The sequence below is a fragment of the Pseudomonas sp. PS01299 genome, from assembly GCF_029960145.1.
Taxonomy (GTDB): domain Bacteria; phylum Pseudomonadota; class Gammaproteobacteria; order Pseudomonadales; family Pseudomonadaceae; genus Aquipseudomonas; species Aquipseudomonas putida_A.
Genome location: NZ_JASCPO010000116.1, coordinates 1 through 18,265, shown reverse-complemented (window position 1 = coordinate 18,265; position 18,265 = coordinate 1). Strand labels below are relative to the sequence as shown.

Here is an 18,265-nt window from a genome sequence, read left to right as displayed (position 1 = left end):
CACAGGAGTGAGCCTGCTCGCTATAGCGCAATCACTGCCAACATTGATGCTGACTGTTCCACCGCCATCGCGAGCAGGCTCACTCCTACAAGGGCACTGTGTTTGGCTTGACTGATGCGTCGCAAGCCGCCAACTTCACTCTCCACCGCCACTGTGAAAAAGCCCCCACCAATGTCCCTGCCCACCCTGTTGTCCCAGCACATCGTCCGCCGTCCGCAGCGCATCGCCCTGCTGCAACACATTGCCGAACAGGGCTCGATCACCCGCGCCGCGAAAAGCGCCGGGCTCAGTTACAAAGCGGCGTGGGATGCGATCGATGAGCTGAATAACCTGGCGCAGAAACCGCTGGTGGAGCGCGCGGTCGGCGGCAAGGGCGGCGGCGGTGCCAGATTGTCCAGCGAAGGCGAACGGGTGTTGCGTCTGTACCAAAAGCTGCAAGCTTTACAGGCGCAGGTGCTGGAGGCCGCTGAGGACGCCAGCGATCTGGATCTGCTTGGGCGATTGATGCTCAGAACCAGCGCGCGTAACCAGCTGCACGGCAAAGTCGTGGCCATCGAAGGTCAGGGCCGCAACGACCTGATTCGCCTCGAACTGGCCGAAGGCCTGTGGATCAACGCGCAGATCACCCACGACAGCACCGTGCACCTGGAACTGCAACCGGGCACCGAAGTGGTGGCCTTGATCAAGGCTGGCTGGCTTGAACTACTGCCCCCGGAGCAAGTTGCAACATCTGGACACAATCTTCTGCAAGGCACTATCGAAGCCATTCTAGATGCCGAAGACGGCCCCAGCGAAGTTCGCATCGCCCTGCCCAACGGCCAGACGCTCTGCGCTCTGGCGGAGCCGCTGCAGCTTCGCACCCGCGGGCTGAGTGTCGAGCAACCGGTGCAGGTGCAGTTCTCGCCGTCCAATGTGCTGATCGGCACGCCGCTGTAATCAGGCGCTGCAACGAAAGCGTAATCGACGCTCATTAAGGTGGCTGCCAAAACCAAGCAGGGAGCCTGATGTGAGCCTATTAGAAGAAAACCAATCGACTGATCTGGAAAAGATGGTCGGCCTCAGCCGTCGCGGTTTCATCAGCGCCGGTGCACTGTGCGGTGCCGCCATGTTCCTCGGCGGTAACCTGCTCAGCCGCAGCGCGCTGGCCACCGGCATCAGCGCCGGCAACAGCCGCCTGCTCGGCTTCGAGAGCATTCCCGCCGCGACCACCGACGTCATCAGCCTGCCCAAGGGCTACAAGTCTTCGGTGCTGATCAGCTGGGGTCAGCCATTGCACAAGAACGGCCCGGCGTTCGACCCGAGCGGCAATGGCACCGCCGCCGCCCAGGAAGTGCAATTCGGCGACAACAACGACGGCATGAGCCTGTTCGAATTCCCCGACGACCGAAACCGTGCGTTGATGGCGATCAACAACGAATACACCAATTACCGCTACCTCTACCCGCACGGCGGCATGCCGCAGTCGGCCGAAGACGTGCGCAAGGCGCTGGCCTGTGAAGGGGTGTCGGTGATCGAAGTGCAGCGCAAAAACGGCCAATGGCAGTTCGTCCAGGGCTCGCGCTACAACCGCCGCATCCACGGCAACTCGCCGCTGCGCATCAGCGGCCCGGCGGCCGGTCACGAGTTGATGAAGACGGCCGCCGACAAGCACGGCAAAAAAGTCCTCGGCACCTTCCAGAACTGCGCCAACGGCAAGACGCCGTGGGGCACCTATCTGACCTGCGAAGAAAACTTCACCGACTGTTTCGGCAGCAGCAACGCTCAGCAGCAGTTCGATCCGGCGCAAAAGCGCTACGGCGTGTCGGCCGCCAGCCGCGAGATCAACTGGCACCCGTTCGACCCGCGCTTCGACATGGCCAAGAACCCCAACGAACTCAACCGTCACGGCTGGGTGGTCGAGATCGATCCGTTCGATCCGCAATCGACCCCGGTCAAGCGTACGGCGCTGGGTCGCTTCAAGCATGAAAACGCCGCCCTCGCCGAGACCGATGACGGTCGCGCCGTGGTGTACATGGGCGACGACGAACGTGGCGAGTTCATCTACAAGTTTATCAGCCGCGACCGCATCAACCACCGCAACGCCAAAGCCAACCGCGACATCCTCGACCACGGCACGCTGTATGTGGCCAAGTTCGACGCCGGTGACGGCAACCCTGATCACCCGAAAGGCCAAGGCCAGTGGATCGAACTGACCCACGGCAAGAACGGCATCGACGCCAGCAGCGGTTTCGCCGATCAGGCCGAAGTGCTGATCCACGCCCGCCTCGCCGCCAGTGTGGTCGGCGCCACGCGTATGGACCGCCCGGAATGGATCGTCGTCAGCCCGAAGGACGGCCAGGTTTATTGCACCCTGACCAACAACGCCAAGCGCGGCGAAGACGGGCAGCCGGTGGGCGGGCCGAACCCGCGCGCGAAGAACGTCTACGGGCAGATCCTGCGCTGGCGCACCGACCGCGACGATCACGCGTCGAAGACGTTTGCCTGGGATCTGTTTGTGGTCGCCGGCAATCCGGGCGTGCACGCCGGTACGCCGAAGAGCGGTTCGTCGAACATCACCCCGCAGAACATGTTCAACAGCCCGGACGGTTTGGGCTTCGACAAGGCCGGGCGCTTGTGGATTCTGACTGACGGCGACTCGAGCAACGCCGGGGACTTTGCCGGGATGGGCAACAACCAGATGCTCTGTGCCGATCCGAAGACCGGCGAAATTCGCCGGTTCATGGTCGGGCCGATTGGCTGTGAAGTGACCGGGATCAGCTTCTCGCCGGACCAGAAAACCCTGTTTGTCGGGATTCAGCATCCAGGCGAGAACGGCGGTTCAACCTTCCCCGAGCATCTGCCGAATGGCAAGCCGCGTTCATCGGTGATGGCGATTACCCGTGAGGATGGCGGGATCGTCGGCGCCTGATAAATCGCTTTCGCGAGCAGACTCGCTCCCACATTGGATCGGCTGAGTGCATGAGATGGTCGGCACACCGGAGATCCACTGTGGGAGGGGGCTTGCTCCCGAAGAGGCCCTTCCAGGCAGCCCACTATTCAAGGCAAAACCCTCAACCTCCACAGTCTGCGCTACCATGCTGGGCCGGACGCGGCAGCCTGCTGCGCGCAGGAGTCAGCATGGCCCACCCGTTTGAAACCCTCACACCCGATCTCGTGCTCGATGCCGTCGAAAGCATCGGGTTTCTCAGTGACGCACGCATTCTGGCGCTCAACAGCTACGAAAACCGCGTCTATCAGGTCGGTATCGAAGACTCCGAACCGCTGATCGCCAAGTTCTACCGTCCGCAGCGCTGGACCAACGAAGCCATCCTCGAAGAGCACCAGTTCACCTTCGAACTCGCCGACGTCGAGATTCCCGTGGTGGCGCCGCTGATTCACAACGGCCAGACCCTGCACGAACACGCCGGTTTCCGCTTCACCCTGTTCCCCCGTCGTGGCGGTCGCGCGCCGGAGCCGGGCAACCTTGATCAGCTGTACCGCCTCGGCCAGTTACTCGGGCGCATTCATGCGGTCGGCGCGACCAAGCCGTTCGAACACCGTGAAGCACTGGGCGTACAGAACTTCGGCCATGCCTCGCTGGCGACGTTGCTTGAAGGCAACTTCATCCCCAAGAGCCTGCTGCCGGCCTACGAGTCAGTGGCCCGCGACCTGCTCAAGCGGGTCGAAGACGTCTACGCCGCCACGCCCCACCAGAACATCCGCATGCATGGCGACTGTCACCCCGGCAACATGATGTGCCGCGATGAAATGTTCCACATTGTCGACCTCGACGACTGCCGCATGGGCCCGGCCGTGCAGGACATCTGGATGATGCTCGCCGGCGACCGTCAGGAATGCCTCGGGCAACTGTCGGAACTGATGGACGGCTACAACGAATTCCACGACTTCGATCCCCGTGAACTGGCGCTGATCGAACCGCTGCGCGCCCTGCGGCTGATGCACTACAGCGCCTGGCTGGCGCGGCGCTGGGACGACCCGGCATTCCCGCACAGTTTTCCGTGGTTTGGTACGGAGCGGTATTGGGGCGATCAGGTGCTGGCGTTGCGTGAACAACTGTCCGCGCTGAATGAAGAGCCACTGAAACTCTTCTGATTCACCACAAACCTTTGTGGGAGGGGACTTGCTCCCGAAGGCGGTGTGTCAGGCAATTATTCTGCTGCTGATACACCGCATTCGCGAGCAAGCCCGCTCCCACATTTGGCCAGTATTCACAAATTCAAAACTCATTTGCCAACAAATCTCCTTACAATCCCTGCTTTGTCAGCTGCCTAAGCAAGGATTCTGCATGCAAGCCGCCAACCCGCGTCGCGGGTACATTCTGGGCCTGAGTGCCTACATCATCTGGGGCCTGTTCCCGATCTACTTCAAGGCCATTGCCGAAGTCCCCGCTGTCGAGATCATCATTCACCGCGTGTTGTGGTCGGCGCTGTTCGGCGCTTTGTTGCTGATGGTGTGGAAGCATCCGGGCTGGTTGCGCGAGTTGCTCGACAACCCCAAGCGTCTGGCGATCCTCGCCCTGAGCGGCACCCTGATCGCGGCCAACTGGCTGACCTACGTATGGTCGGTGAACAACGGGCGCATGCTCGAAGCGAGCCTCGGTTACTACATCAACCCGCTGGTGAACGTGCTGTTGGGGATGTTGATTCTCGGCGAGCGCCTGCGGCGCATGCAGTGGATCGCGGTAGGGCTGGCAGCCGTTGGCGTGGCGCAGCAGGTGTGGCAGGTCGGCAGTCTGCCGTGGGTATCGCTGGTGCTGGCGCTGACCTTCGGCTTCTACGGTTTGATCCGCAAACAGGCGCCGGTCAAGGCCTTGCCGGGGCTGGTGGTGGAAACCTGGATGCTGGTGCCGATCGCCGTGGCCTGGCTGCTGTTCAATCAGACCGCCACCAGCGCACAACCCGAGTTCTGGACCACCTCGCAAGCCTGGTGGCTGGTCGCGGCCGGGCCGGTGACGCTCATCCCGCTGGTGTGTTTCAACGCGGCCACCCGTCATCTGCCCTACACCACCATCGGTTTCCTCCAGTACACCGCGCCAACCCTGGTGCTGCTGCAGGCGGTGCTGCTGTTTGGTGAGCATTTGTCGTCGAGCACGCTGATCGCGTTCATCTTCATCTGGGCCGGTCTGGCCGTCTACAGCGTCGATGCGGTGATCAGTTTGCGTCGGCGCAGCTGATCAAAAAACGCACAAAGCTTCGCAGGCCACGGTTCTCGTGGCCTGCAACGTTCCTTCCCAAGGTTATCCACAGCGTGATCCCCGCCGTTTGTGCGCAAGTCACTGAATGCTGGCGGTTTTTTGATCAGCATGCTGCAAGCCACCGCTGGCGTGGCGTTGCGCCCGGTCTCTACAGGTTATCCACAGGCAGGTGCACGTTAAAACTGGATAACCCTGGCGGCGCTTAAACCTCTGTGCGTAACACCAGTTCGACCATCAGATCATCGGCCAGGGTTTCCAGGCGCGATTGCAGCACGTCCAGCGACAGGGTCAGCGGCACCGCGAGAATTGCTTCGGCGTGGAATAACGGCTCGCTGCTCATCGGTGCCGGGCGCACTTCGGTCACCAGCCGTTCGAGGTTCACCCCCTGCTCGCTGAGCAACCGGGTGATGTCGCGCACGATGCCCGGGCGGTCATTGCCCACCAACTCCATGCCGATCGGTTTCCAGGTGCAGGACTGCTCGATGCCACTCTCGGCGATCAGCACGCGAATGCCCTGTGCCGACAGCGCTTGTAGGGAATCGACTAATTCGTCGTAAGCCTCCGCCGGTACGCCCACTCGCAGAATCCCCGCGAACTGCCCAGCCATCCGTGACATGCGGCTTTCCAGCCAGTTGCCGCCGTGCTCAGCGATGCATTGGGCGATGCGCTCGACCTGCCCGGGCTTGTCCGGGGCAAACACAGTGAGTACGAGATGGTCCATGGCGCCGCCCTCTTGTCATGACTTTTGTTATAGAAAGGCAAGTATAGGCAAGGGGTTTGATTCAGCCCGGGCAGCAATTTGTGCGAGTGACCTGTGTCTTGGTTTTGGATGCAGCCTGTGGCGAGGGGATTTATCCCCGATCGGTTGCGCAGCAGCCGTAAACCCTGTCAGCTCGGTCTACCTGTCAGCGCGCAGGGGGCGGCTTCGCCACCCATCGGGGATAAATCCCCTCGCCACAGAGTGTGCACCGCAGGGGGATGCCATAGCAGGCAGAAAGGATTTATGTGTACAACTTTTTATATTTAGCTGGAACAATCCGATGGTTTTTTGAGAACATCCCGTTCCGCGACGTGACCGCAATGCGTCATGAGGTCGCAGAACGACGTTATTAGTCTGATTTTCACAAGCGCAACGCATCATGTAGTATGCCTCGGCGCGCACTACATAACGCTGGATCGATGTCTGCCCAAGGCATGTTCGCAACCCTGAAAGCCCCGTCAGCAAGGCCCCCAAGCCGTTGATTGGTCCCAGCCCAGCCGCCAGCAATGGCATGTACTGGTCGGAAGGTTTGTGGTTTAAATGGCCAGAGGCTTCATTGTCAAAATTGAAGAGCTGAAAAGCGAAATAGCTGAGCAGAGTGAGGCAAGCAATGACTGAACACGTTCAAGTCGGTGGCCTGCAGGTCGCCAAAGTCCTGTTCGACTTCGTGAACAACGAAGCCATTCCCGGTACCGGCCTCACCGCCGATAAATTCTGGGAAGGTGCCGACAAGGTCATTCATGACCTGGCGCCGAAGAACAAAGCTCTACTCGCCAAACGCGATGACTTCCAGGCTCGTCTTGATGCCTGGCATCAGGAGCGTGCTGGTCAGGCGCACGACGCCGTGGCCTACAAAGCCTTCCTGCAAGAAATCGGTTATCTGCTGCCAGAAGCGGCTGATTTCCAGGCAACGACGCAAAACGTCGATGATGAAATCGCCCGCACCGCCGGCCCGCAACTCGTAGTGCCGGTGATGAACGCCCGCTTCGCCCTCAACGCCTCGAACGCCCGCTGGGGTTCGCTGTACGACGCCCTCTACGGCACCGACGCGATCAGCGAAGACGGTGGCGCGGAAAAAGGCAAAGGCTACAACAAGGTGCGTGGCGACAAAGTCATCGCCTTCGCCCGTGCGTTCCTCGACGAAGCGGCGCCCCTGGCCGCTGGCTCCCACGTCGATTCGACGGCTTACAAGATCGTTGACGGCAAACTGCTGGTCACCCTCAAGGGCGGCAGCAACACCGGCCTGCGTGACGATGCTCAACTGATCGGCTTCCAGGGTTCGGCAGAAGCGCCGATCGCGATACTGCTGAAGAACCACGGCCTGCATTTCGAAATCCAGATCGACGCCAGCACCCCGGTCGGCCAGACCGATGCCGCCGGCGTCAAAGACATCCTGATGGAAGCGGCACTGACCACCATCATGGACTGCGAAGACTCCGTGGCTGCCGTCGATGCCGACGACAAAGTGGTGATCTACCGCAACTGGCTCGGCCTGATGAAGGGCGACCTGTCCGAAGAAGTCGCCAAGGGCGGCCAGACCTTCACCCGCACCATGAACCCGGATCGCACCTACACCAAGGTCGATGGCAGTGAACTGACCCTGCACGGTCGCTCGCTGCTGTTCGTGCGTAACGTCGGTCACCTGATGACCATCGACGCGATCCTGGACAAGGACGGCAACGAAGTGCCGGAAGGCATTCTCGACGGTCTGGTGACCTGTCTGGCGGCGATGCACAACCTCAACGGCAACACCTCGCGCAAGAACACCCGCACCGGCTCGGTCTACATCGTCAAACCGAAGATGCACGGCCCGGAAGAAGCGGCGTTCACCAACGAGTTGTTCGGTCGCATCGAAGATGTGCTGGGCCTCAAGCGCAACACCCTGAAAGTCGGGATCATGGACGAGGAGCGCCGCACCACGGTCAACCTCAAAGCCTGCATCAAGGCTGCCAGCGAGCGCGTGGTGTTCATCAACACCGGTTTCCTCGACCGTACCGGCGACGAAATCCACACCTCCATGGAAGCCGGCCCGATGGTGCGCAAGGCCGACATGAAGGCCGAGAAGTGGATCGGCGCCTACGAGAACTGGAACGTCGATATCGGTCTGAGCACCGGCCTGCAAGGTCGTGCACAAATCGGTAAAGGCATGTGGGCGATGCCCGATCTGATGGCGGCGATGCTCGAACAGAAAATCGCTCACCCGCTGGCCGGTGCCAACACCGCCTGGGTGCCATCGCCGACCGCGGCTGCGCTGCACGCGCTGCATTACCACAAGGTCGACGTGTTCGCCCGTCAGGCCGAACTGGCCAAGCGTGCCCGTGCTTCGGTGGACGACATCCTGACCATTCCGCTGGCGGTCAACCCAAGCTGGACGCCTGAGCAGATCAAGAACGAACTGGACAACAACGCCCAGGGCATTCTCGGTTACGTGGTGCGCTGGATCGACCAGGGCGTGGGTTGCTCGAAAGTGCCGGACATCAATGACGTCGGCCTGATGGAAGACCGTGCAACGCTGCGCATCTCCAGCCAGCACATCGCCAACTGGCTGCGCCACGGTATCGTCACCGAAGCGCAAGTGATGGAAAGCCTCAAGCGCATGGCGCCAGTGGTGGACCGGCAGAACGCCAACGACCCGCTGTACCGTCCGCTGGCACCGAACTTCGACAGCAACATCGCCTTCCAGGCAGCAGTCGAACTGGTGATCGAAGGCACCAAACAGCCGAACGGCTACACCGAGCCGGTTCTGCACCGTCGTCGTCGCGAGTTCAAGAAGGCCAACGGCCTGTAACCTGCGCTGACTGCCGGACATGAAAAAGCCCTGATCTTGCGATCAGGGCTTTTTTGTTGGCCGCTAAAATCTAACAACCACTGGAGATCCATTGTGGGAGCGGGCTTGCTCGCGAAGACGGACTCACATTCAACATTAATTTCGACAGAAAGGACGCATTCGCGAGCAAGCCCGCTCCCACAGGGGGGCAGTGTTGCCTGAGAGTCAGGGCTCAATGCCCAATTCGTGTTTGACCAGGCCCAGCAGCTTCACCGTATCAATCGGCTTGAGCAGAAAGTCCACCACGCTCAGGTGCATCGCGGCGATGGCGTCCTTCACATCGGCATCGCCGGAAACAATGATGATCGGCAACGCCGCCCGCTCCGACTCACGCACCTGCCGAATCAAATCCAGTCCACCGACATTGCCCATACGCAAATCAGTGATCACCAGCCCGATCGAAGGTTTTTCGTCGAGCATCTTCAGTGCGGTTTCGCCGCTGGCCGCGGTCATGCAACGAATGCCATCTAACGCGAGTATCTCCGACAACAGCTCCCGGGCGTCCTTGTCGTCATCGACGATCAGTACACGCTGCGGCGGCAAGTCGGGTTCGAGCATTACTGCGCTGAGCGCTTCACGCTCGGCGTCGCTCAAAATATCGTGGTCGGACATGGCATTCTCTACGTTTTCAATTCAGTCACCTGGCACAGTCGTCAGACATCGCTAAGCAGAGCTTCAATGTGCACTTCGTCGGATTTTTTTCCAAGTGGCTGGCGGGGGAATTTCCGACTGTTTTTGTAGGGCACTTCCCAAATGTGCCGAACGGCATGGCAAACCTAGACTTACGTCCAATGGGCACCCCGCGCGCAGGGGCCGACCATGGCCGCAACGATCCGACAACAACAATTCAAAAAAGACTGCGGTAATGGTTATGAGTAAAGCGGACGCCTTCACCCAGGCAGGGAAAACCGCGGTGTTGCAGAACATTCAGGGCACCCTGCAATTCCTCCAGCGCTTCCCGCCCTTCAATCAGATGGAACACGCCCACCTGGCTTTTCTGGTGGAACAATGTCAGCTGCGCTTCTATGGCCAAGGCGAAAGCATCATCAAGCCCGCCGACGGGCCGGTCGAATATTTCTACATCGTCAAACAGGGCCGGGTGGTCGGCGAACGCCAGCACATCACCCGGCCCGGCACCGAAACCACTTTCGAAATCACCACCGGCGAATGTTTCCCGCTGGCCGCACTGATAGGCGAACGGGCGACCCGCACCGAGCATCTGGCCAGCGAAGACACCTTCTGCTTGCAACTGAACAAACCGGCGTTCATCAAGCTGTTCGCCCTGTCCAACAGCTTCCGCGATTTCGCTTTGCGCGGGGTCAGCAGCCTGCTCGATCAGGTCAACCAGCAAGTCCAGCAGAAAGCCGTGGAAACCCTCGGCACCCAGTACTCGCTGAACACCCGCCTCGGCGAATTGGCGATGCGCCATCCGGTGACTTGCAGCCCCGACACGCCGTTGCGTGAAGCGGTGAAGCTGATGCACGAGCAACAGGTCGGCAGCATCGTCGCGGTGGATGAGCACAAGGCGCCGCTGGGGATTTTCACCCTGCGTGATCTGCGCGAAGTGGTCGCCAATGGCAGCGGTGATTTCAGCGAAACCATTGAGCGGCACATGACCTGTTCGCCGTTCTTTCTGTCGCCCGATCACAGCGCCTTCGACGCGGCGATTGCCATGACCGAACGGCACATCGCCCACGTCTGTCTGGTCAAGGATCAGCGCCTGTGCGGCGTGGTCTCCGAGCGCGATCTGTTCTCGCTGCAACGGGTCGATCTGGTGCACCTGGCCCGAACCATCCGCAGTGCCCAGCGCCTCGAACAACTGGTGAGCCTGCGCGGCGAGATCGGCCAACTGGTCGAACGCATGCTCGCCCACGGTGCGTCCTCGACGCAGATCACCCACATCATCACCCTGCTCAACGACCATACCGTGTGTCGGGTGATCGAACTGACCCTCGCCGAAAAAGGCGACCCCGGCGTGCCGTTCAGCTGGCTGTGCTTCGGCAGCGAGGGCCGGCGCGAGCAGACGCTGCACACCGATCAGGACAACGGCATTCTGTTCGAAGCCCGGGACGCGGCGCACGCGGCGGAGATTCGCGGCAAGCTGCTGCCGATCGCCCAGCAGATCAACCAGAGCCTGGCGCAGTGCGGCTTCAGCCTGTGCAAGGGCAATATCATGGCCGGCAACCCCGAACTGTGTCTGTCGCGGGCGGAATGGGCACGGCGCTTTGCGGCGTTTATCCGCGAGGCAACGCCGGAGAACCTGCTCGGTTCAAGCATCTATTTCGACCTGCGGGTGGTCTGGGGCGACGAGAAAGGCTGCGCGCAACTGCGCCGGGGGATTCTCGATCAGGTCGGCGACAACCGTTTGTTCCAGCGCATGCTGGCCGAGAACGCCTTGCGCAATCGTCCACCGGTGGGGCGTTTCCGCGAGTTTGTGCTGGCGCGCAAAAACGGCGAGAAAGCCACCCTCGACCTCAAGGTTCAGGGCCTGACGCCCTTCGTCGACGGCGCACGCCTGTTGGCGCTGGCGCATGGCATCGAAACCAACAACACTCTGGAGCGCTTGCGTCAGCTGGTCGAAAAAGAGGTCATCGAACGTCTCGATGGCGCCGCGTATGAAGAGGCTTACCACTTCATCCAGCAGACGCGCATGCAGCAACACCAGATCCAGACCCGTGAGAATCTGCCCTGGTCCAACCGGGTCGATCCCGACAGCCTCAATCATCTGGACCGACGCATCCTGCGTGAATCCCTGCGCCAGGCCCAGCGCCTGCAAAGCAGCCTGGCCTTGCGGTATCAGTTATGAGCCTGTTCTCGTGGCTGCGGCCGGCCAGCCCTCTGCTGTCGGCAGACCTGCAACAACGTCTGGCGAAGTTGCCGGCGATCAGCGAACTGAAAGAATACAGCCTGCGCGAGCAGCGCTGGGTGGTGCTCGATCTGGAAACTACCGGGCTGAACCTGAACAAGGATCGCGTGCTGTCGATCGGCGCGGTGGTCATCGAAGACGGCGCGATCGACTTCAGTCAGCAGTTCGAGCGCACTCTGCAATGTCGGGAGCTGAAGCTCAGCCCGAGCGTGTTGATCCATGGCCTGGGGCCGAACGCGATTGCCGCCGGCAGCGACCCGGCCGAGGCGTTGCTGGAGCTTATGGAATTTATCGGTGACAGCCCGGTGCTGGCGTTTCATGCGCCCTTCGATCAGCACATGCTTGGGCGCGCGCTGCGGGAACACCTGGGCTACAAGCTGCAGAATGTGTTTCTGGATGTCGCGGACATGGCGCCGCTGCTGTGTCCGCAGGCGAATATCCGCGAGGCCGGCCTGGATGAATGGATCGACTGGTTCAAGCTTGAGGTGTTCGAGCGGCACAACGCGAGTGCCGATGCACTGGCGACGGCGGAGCTGGCGTTGATTCTGTTCAGCCGGGCGCGGCAGCAGCAGATTCATAGCCCGTTGAACCTGCAGCAGCGTTTGAGTCAGTGGAAACGTCGTCAGCAGGCGCCGTCCTTCTAAAAGCCCCCTCACCCCAACCCTCTCCCAAAGGGAGAGGGAGCTGACCTTATTGTCTTGCGTTATACATCGACCTGAAAAACCAGATCGATTATGGATTCAGCAAAGCACTTTCCGGTCGGTGCAGCTCCAGAATATTCCCTGATCGGTCCCCTCTCCCCCGGGAGAGGGTTAGGGTGAGGGGCAGCTCTTGTGCACCCACCCGACCAGTGGCCAATTGCTAACCATTCCCACCTCTGCGAGAATCGCGAACAATTCTCGTTGGTTAACATTTCCCAATCGGTGCGTCTGGTGTCGTCAGTCCCAAGCCCTCACAGTGAACTCGTCGGTGCGTTGTATCGCGACCATCGCGGTTGGCTGCTGAGCTGGTTGCGGCGCAATGTGGCTTGCCCGCAACGGGCCGAAGACCTGAGCCAGGACACCTTCGTGCGTCTGCTCGGTCGCGAGCAACTGCTGACGCCGCGCGAACCCCGGGCGTTTCTGGTAGCGATCGCCAAGGGCCTGCTGTTCGACTACTTCCGCCGCGCCGCGGTGGAGCAGGCCTACCTCACCGAGTTGATGCTGATCCCCGAAGGCGAACAGCCTTCGGTGGAAGAACAGCAACTGATCCTCGAAGACCTCAAGGTCATCGACCGCCTGCTCGGCAAACTGTCGACCAAGGCCCGCGCCGCTTTCCTGTATAACCGCCTCGACGGCCTCGGCCACGCCGAAATCGCCGAGAAGCTTGGCGTCTCGGTGCCCCGCGTGCGGCAGTACCTCGCGCAAGGCATTCGCCAGTGCTACATCGCCCTGTACGGTGAGCCGACATGAACCCGGCCAGTTCCAAACCGGTCTCGGCTCAGGTGCTGGACGCGGCGATTGCCTGGCAGTTGTCGCTGGATTCCGGCAGTCCGCTGGAGCGCGAGGAGTTCGCCAAGTGGCACGCGGCCCATGAAGAACACGCCCGCGCCTGGCGCCAACTGGGCATGCTCGATCAGCGCTTCAGCGTCGCCAACGGCCCGGCCCGCGCGGCCTTGCTGCAATCGCGCGAAGGCATTCGGCGGCGCGTGCGCAAGCTCGGCAGCGGATTGGCCAGCGTGGTGGCGCTCGTCGGTCTGGCGTTGTTTGCCGGGGATCGCTACTTGCCGCTGGATTACTGGCTCGCCGATCAACGCACCGCCACCGGTGAGCAGCGCACGGTGCGCCTGGCCGATGGCACCGTGCTCAACCTCAACACCCACAGCGCGGTGGATGTGCGTTTCGATGCCAGGCAGCGGCTGATCGTATTGCAGGAAGGCGAGGTCATGGTCGAGACCGGTCACGGCGATGCGCGGCCGTTCATCGTCGAAACCCGCGAAGGCAGCATGCGCGCATTGGGCACACGGTTTCTGGTCAAGCGTGAAGACCAAGGTACGCGCCTGAGCGTTCTGCAATCGGCGGTGGCGGCGCATCCGCAAAGCCATCCTGAAGAGCGGATCCTGCGTGAAGGCCAGCAAGTGCTGATCCGCAATGACGGCCTCGACGCGGTCGCCGCGCTCACGCCCGGCGCCGATGCCTGGACCCGCGGCATGCTCGTGGTGGACAACGCGCGACTGGAAGACCTGGTGCATGAACTGGGTCGTTATCGCCGAGGGCATCTGGGCGTGGCGCCGGAAATCGCTGACCTGCGCATCACCGGCAGCTTCCCGCTGCACGACACCGACAAGGCCTTGAGTGCGCTGCTGCCGACCCTGCCGGTGCAGATCGAGCAGCACACGCCGTATTGGGTCACGGTGGCGAAGGCTGATAACAAGCCTTAAAAAATTCGTTGTCAGGGAAATAGCTATCGCGAGCAGGCTCACTCCTACAACTGGAATGCGTTCCCCCTGTAGGAGTGAGCCTGCTCGCGATAGGGCCACCCGCCACACTCGAAAATTCCGAAGCGGCCGCCCCTTTCCAAGTTAATCGAAATTATTTTCATCCAGCCCTATCACTTTTCAATTCTCGTCCGGCACACAGGCAATTGAGAAATATTTCCATTCAGGAGCCTTCGCATGTCCCGTTCGCTAGACACCTTGCTGCGCCCCAGTCTGCTGGCCGTCGCCATCGCCCTCAGCGCGCCGCTGATCAGCAGCCCGTTGCTCGCTGCTGAACAGGCCTCCAGCGTGCGTGCCTACAACCTGCCAGCGGCGCCGCTGTCGACCACGCTGAACCAGATCGCCAGCCAGGGCGGCCTCGCGTTGTCGCTGAATCCGTCGCTGGCCGCCGGCAAGACCTCTGCGCCGGTCAGCGGTCAGTACGACGCCGCCGGTGCTCTGCGCGCGGCGCTGCAAGGCACCGGTCTGCAACTGGAACAAAGCAGCACCGGCACTTACACCCTGGTGGCGGTGCCGGAAGGGACACTGGCGCTGCCGGAAACCGCAGTCATCGGCGTGGAAAACCTGGAAACCGCCTGGGGCCCGGTCGAAGGCTACACCGCCACCCGCACCGCCGCCGGCACCAAGACCGACACCGCGCTGGTCGAAGCACCGCGCTCGATCTCGGTCGCCACCCGTCAGCAAATGGACGACCGCAGCGTGCACAGCCTCGATGACGCCGTACGCTACATGCCGGGCATCACCGCCAGCAGCTACGGCAGCGACACCCGTACCGACTGGCTGCGGGTGCGCGGTTTCGAGCCGACTCAGTTCCTCGACGGCCTGCCGCTGCCCAAGGGCGTATACGCCAACCCAAAGCCTGAAACCTGGAACCTCGACCGCCTCGCGCTGCTGCGCGGCCCGGCCTCTTCCGTCTACGGCCAGACCCCGCCGGGCGGTCTGCTGGACATGGTCAGCCGGCGCCCGAGCGCGGAAGCCAGCAGCGAAATCCAGTTGCAGTACGGCAGCGACAACCATCGCCAGATCAACTTCGCCAGCACCGGCAAGATCGACGACGCCGGGCAGTTTTTCTACGGCATCAGCGGTGTAGTGCGCGACAGCGACACGCAGATCGATCACATCGAGAACAAGCGCTACAACATCGCGCCGAGCCTGACCTGGAACATCGATGACGACACCAAATTCACCCTGCTGACCCAGTTCACCCGCGACGATACCGGTGTCACCAGCCAGTTCTACCCGATTCAGGGCACCAAGATCGACATGCCGTTCGGCAAGATTTCCCATCACAAGAACCTCGGTGATCCGGACTACGATTTCTACGACCGCACCTACTACGCGCTCGGTTATGCCTTCGAGCATCGCCTCAACGACGTCTGGCAGTTCAAGCAGAACCTGCGCTACACCAAGTCGGATCTGTCGTTCCAGACCGTGACCGTCAACAGTTACAACCCATCGTTCGCCGGCTTCACCGTGGATGCTCAGGGCAATGTCGGTCGCGGCACCACCAACGTTGATGAAGACATCAGCCAGTTCGCCGTGGACAACAACTTCCAGGCCGACTTCGCCACTGGCGACATCCGCCATACGCTGTTGCTCGGTCTGGATCACCAGCGCAGCAACACCAACTACACGTCGATCTTCGGCACCGCGCCGGACATTAACGTCAACAACCCGATCTACGGTCAGCCGATCACCCGTCCAGCACGCTCTTCGGCGTTCTATGACTATGACCAGAAGACCTACCAGACCGGCCTGTACGTACAGGACCAGATGGCCCTCGACCAGTGGCGCCTGACCCTCGGCGGGCGTGAAGACTGGGTGCACACCGGCACGCAGTTCATCAACAAGGGCGACGCCACCAACACCCAGCGCGACAAGGCGTTCAGTGGCAACGCGGCGCTCAGCTACGTGTTCGACTCGGGCTTCGTGCCGTACCTGTCGTACGCCGAATCCTTCCAGCCAACCAGCGGCGCCGATGCCACCTCCACCGGTTCGCTCAAGCCGACCGAAGGCAAGCAATGGGAACTGGGCATCAAGTACCAGCCGCCGGGCAGCAAGACTCTGCTGAGCGCTGCGGTGTATGACCTGACCCAGAAGAACGTCGCGGTCAACAGCATCGTCAACAACGTGACCATCACCAGCCAGACCGGTGAAGTGAAGGTCAAAGGCCTGGAGCTGGAAGCGGTTTCCGACGTCACCGATAACCTGAAAGTCATCGCCGCCTACACCCTGGCCAAGTCCGAAGTGCAGAAAGGCGTGGACAAGGGCAATCGCCTGCAACTGATGCCTAACCAGCAAGCTTCGCTGTGGACCGACTACACATGGCACAGCGGCGTACTCGACGGTTTCGGCATCGGCGGTGGCGTGCGTTACACCGGCAACACTTACGGCGACAAGGCCAACACCTGGCTGGGCAAAGCGGACGCCTACACCGTGTTCGACGCCTCGGTGCATTACGACCTCGGTCGCCTGGACAACAGCCTCAAAGGTGCATCGGTCGCGGTCAACGCCACCAACCTGTTCGACAAGGACTACATCTCCACCTGCGACGGCTACTACTGCTACTACGGTGACCAGCGCAGCGTCATCGCCAGCGCCACCTACAAGTGGTAACCGCGTGAGCTGAAACAGGTCCTGTCACCAAGCCGTCCTTCATGGACGGCTTCGGTGTTTTTGAAGGTCATGAAATGAAAAGTAAAACAATTCGCCGCTGGTCGTTCATCCACACCTGGACCAGCCTGATCTGCACCGTATTTTTGCTGTTGCTGGCATTGACCGGCCTGCCGCTGATCTTCCATCACGAGATCGAGCATCTGCTCGGTGATGCCCCACAAGTGCGCGAGATGCCGGTCGACACGCCGCGCTTGAACCTGGCGCAACTGGTCGAGGCCGCAGAAAAACATCGCCCAGGTGAAGTGGTGCAATACTTCGGTTTCGAAGACGACGAACCCAACGCCGTACTGACGATCATGGCGAAGACCGCCGGCACCGAACCGAACTCGTCGCACACCTTCATGCTTGATGCGCGCACCGGTGAAGCGCTGGAAACCCCGTCGGCCAATGGCGGGCTGATGCTGTTCATCCTGCGCCTGCACGTCGACATGTTTGCCGGACTGCCGGGCAAGTTGCTGCTGGCGTTCATGGGTCTGCTGTTCGTGGTCGCGATCATCTCGGGTACGGTGCTCTACCTGCCGTTCATGCGCCGCTTGCAGTTCGGCACCGTGCGTCAGGACAAGTCCACCCGCCTGCGCTGGCTCGACCTGCACAACCTGATCGGCGTCGTTACCCTGACCTGGGCCTTGGTGGTCGGCGTCACCGGCGTGATCAGCGCCTGCGCCGATCTGCTCATTGCCGCGTGGCGCAATGACACGCTGACCGCCATGGTCGCGCCCTACCGCGATGCCCCGCCGCTGACCCGACCGGCCCCGGCCACCCGCCTGCTCGACATCGCCCGGGACGTGGCGCCGGGCATGAACCCGGATTTCATCGCTTTCCCCGGCACGCGGTTTTCCAGCGAGCATCATTATTCAGTCTTCATGAAGGGCGGCACGCACCTGACCTCGCACCTGCTGACGCCGGTGCTGATCGACGCCAGCACCCTACAGGTCACCGCTGTGGCCGAGCGCCCGTGGTACATGGACGCCATGGGCATGTCCCAGCCGCTGCACTTCGGCGACTACGGCGGCATGCCGATGAAGATCCTCTGGGCAACCCTCGACGTGCTGACCATCATCGTCCTCGGCAGCGGCGTGTATCTGTGGGTGGTGCGGCGTAAAGCGGCGAAACCGTTGCCGCGGGAGGCTGCTGCATGAAGCCGCGTCAGTCGAGTTTCTGGAAAGTGTTCAGCACGCCGCTGGTGATTGCGCTGCTGAGTGCGGCGGGGTTGTTTTCGGCGTTGCTGGGGGACGGGATCTGGGATGCGTTGAGTTGGGTCGGGCTGGGTGTTCCCGCATTTCTGGCCATTAGAGGTTTGCTGCCGCGCGAGTGATTTTTGTGCTGCCTGACAGGGCCTCTTCGCGAGCAAGCCCGCTTGTGTCTGAGTAAAGGAATAAACTCTGGGGTGAGAGGGGTGGATGGCAAGCTGTGAGTCCGCGGTGTTTAAAGCACGAGTGGGAGCAAAGCTGCCATCCACCTTTCTA

General features: G+C 61.4%; 14 protein-coding genes. 12 read left to right on the top strand and 2 right to left on the bottom strand.

The window, feature by feature from the left end; all coding sequences use genetic code 11:
* Window positions 1-171: 171 nt before the first annotated feature.
* The 4 genes from QMX91_RS19240 to rarD all read left to right on the top strand — a co-directional run bounded on the left by QMX91_RS19240 (window position 172) and on the right by rarD (window position 5,173).
* Complete coding sequence (locus tag QMX91_RS19240; RefSeq protein WP_223006920.1) at window positions 172-936, top strand: TOBE domain-containing protein; 765 nt, start codon at window positions 172-174, stop codon at window positions 934-936.
* 70 nt (window positions 937-1,006) lie between these two features.
* On the top strand, window positions 1,007-2,908 hold the full coding sequence (locus QMX91_RS19235; protein ID WP_282413203.1) for a PhoX family phosphatase: 1,902 nt from the start codon (window positions 1,007-1,009) through the stop codon (window positions 2,906-2,908).
* 209 nt (window positions 2,909-3,117) lie between these two features.
* The gene (locus QMX91_RS19230; RefSeq protein ID WP_027610685.1) at window positions 3,118-4,092 is read left to right on the top strand and encodes a serine/threonine protein kinase; all 975 of its coding nucleotides are present in this window, start codon (window positions 3,118-3,120) and stop codon (window positions 4,090-4,092) included.
* 193 nt (window positions 4,093-4,285) lie between these two features.
* The gene (gene rarD / locus QMX91_RS19225) at window positions 4,286-5,173 is read left to right on the top strand and encodes an EamA family transporter RarD (protein WP_095137447.1); all 888 of its coding nucleotides are present in this window, start codon (window positions 4,286-4,288) and stop codon (window positions 5,171-5,173) included.
* 223 nt (window positions 5,174-5,396) lie between these two features.
* Here rarD and QMX91_RS19220 read toward each other — a convergent pair whose 3' ends face one another.
* Window positions 5,397-5,915, bottom strand: coding sequence for a glycine cleavage system protein R (locus QMX91_RS19220; protein ID WP_210556518.1), 519 nt, complete (start codon window positions 5,913-5,915; stop codon window positions 5,397-5,399).
* A 649-nt stretch (window positions 5,916-6,564) separates the two neighbouring features.
* On the opposite strand from QMX91_RS19220, the gene QMX91_RS19215 reads away from it, so the two are divergent.
* Entirely contained in the window at window positions 6,565-8,742 is a 2,178-nt protein-coding gene (locus QMX91_RS19215; protein ID WP_282413202.1) for a malate synthase G, read from the top strand.
* A 204-nt stretch (window positions 8,743-8,946) separates the two neighbouring features.
* On the opposite strand, the gene QMX91_RS19210 is transcribed toward QMX91_RS19215, so the two are convergent.
* Window positions 8,947-9,393 (bottom strand): response regulator, encoded by a 447-nt coding sequence (locus QMX91_RS19210; protein ID WP_096797572.1) that lies wholly within the window; start codon window positions 9,391-9,393, stop codon window positions 8,947-8,949.
* 259 nt (window positions 9,394-9,652) lie between these two features.
* Between QMX91_RS19210 and QMX91_RS19205 the strand changes: the two genes are divergently transcribed.
* From QMX91_RS19205 to QMX91_RS19175, 7 genes are all read left to right on the top strand, one after another.
* Window positions 9,653-11,587, top strand: a complete 1,935-nt coding sequence (locus QMX91_RS19205; protein ID WP_305883207.1) for a putative nucleotidyltransferase substrate binding domain-containing protein — start codon at window positions 9,653-9,655, stop codon at window positions 11,585-11,587.
* A complete protein-coding gene (locus QMX91_RS19200) occupies window positions 11,584-12,291 on the top strand; it encodes a 3'-5' exonuclease (protein ID WP_282413201.1) in 708 nt (235 codons plus the stop codon). The genes QMX91_RS19205 and QMX91_RS19200 overlap by 4 nt, the downstream gene beginning before the upstream one ends.
* Before the next feature lie 288 nt (window positions 12,292-12,579).
* Window positions 12,580-13,098, top strand: coding sequence for an RNA polymerase sigma factor (locus tag QMX91_RS19195; RefSeq protein WP_282413204.1), 519 nt, complete (start codon window positions 12,580-12,582; stop codon window positions 13,096-13,098).
* Window positions 13,095-14,066, top strand: a complete 972-nt coding sequence (locus QMX91_RS19190; RefSeq protein ID WP_282413200.1) for a FecR family protein — start codon at window positions 13,095-13,097, stop codon at window positions 14,064-14,066. The genes QMX91_RS19195 and QMX91_RS19190 overlap by 4 nt, the downstream gene beginning before the upstream one ends.
* Window positions 14,067-14,300: 234 nt before the next feature.
* The gene (locus QMX91_RS19185) at window positions 14,301-16,739 is read left to right on the top strand and encodes a TonB-dependent siderophore receptor (protein WP_282413199.1); all 2,439 of its coding nucleotides are present in this window, start codon (window positions 14,301-14,303) and stop codon (window positions 16,737-16,739) included.
* A gap of 74 nt (window positions 16,740-16,813) precedes the next feature.
* Window positions 16,814-17,938 (top strand): PepSY domain-containing protein, encoded by a 1,125-nt coding sequence (locus QMX91_RS19180; protein ID WP_282413198.1) that lies wholly within the window; start codon window positions 16,814-16,816, stop codon window positions 17,936-17,938.
* A complete protein-coding gene (locus tag QMX91_RS19175) occupies window positions 17,935-18,114 on the top strand; it encodes a hypothetical protein (RefSeq protein ID WP_098965951.1) in 180 nt (59 codons plus the stop codon). Before QMX91_RS19180 ends, QMX91_RS19175 begins: the two co-directional genes overlap by 4 nt.
* Window positions 18,115-18,265: the final 151 nt, after the last annotated feature.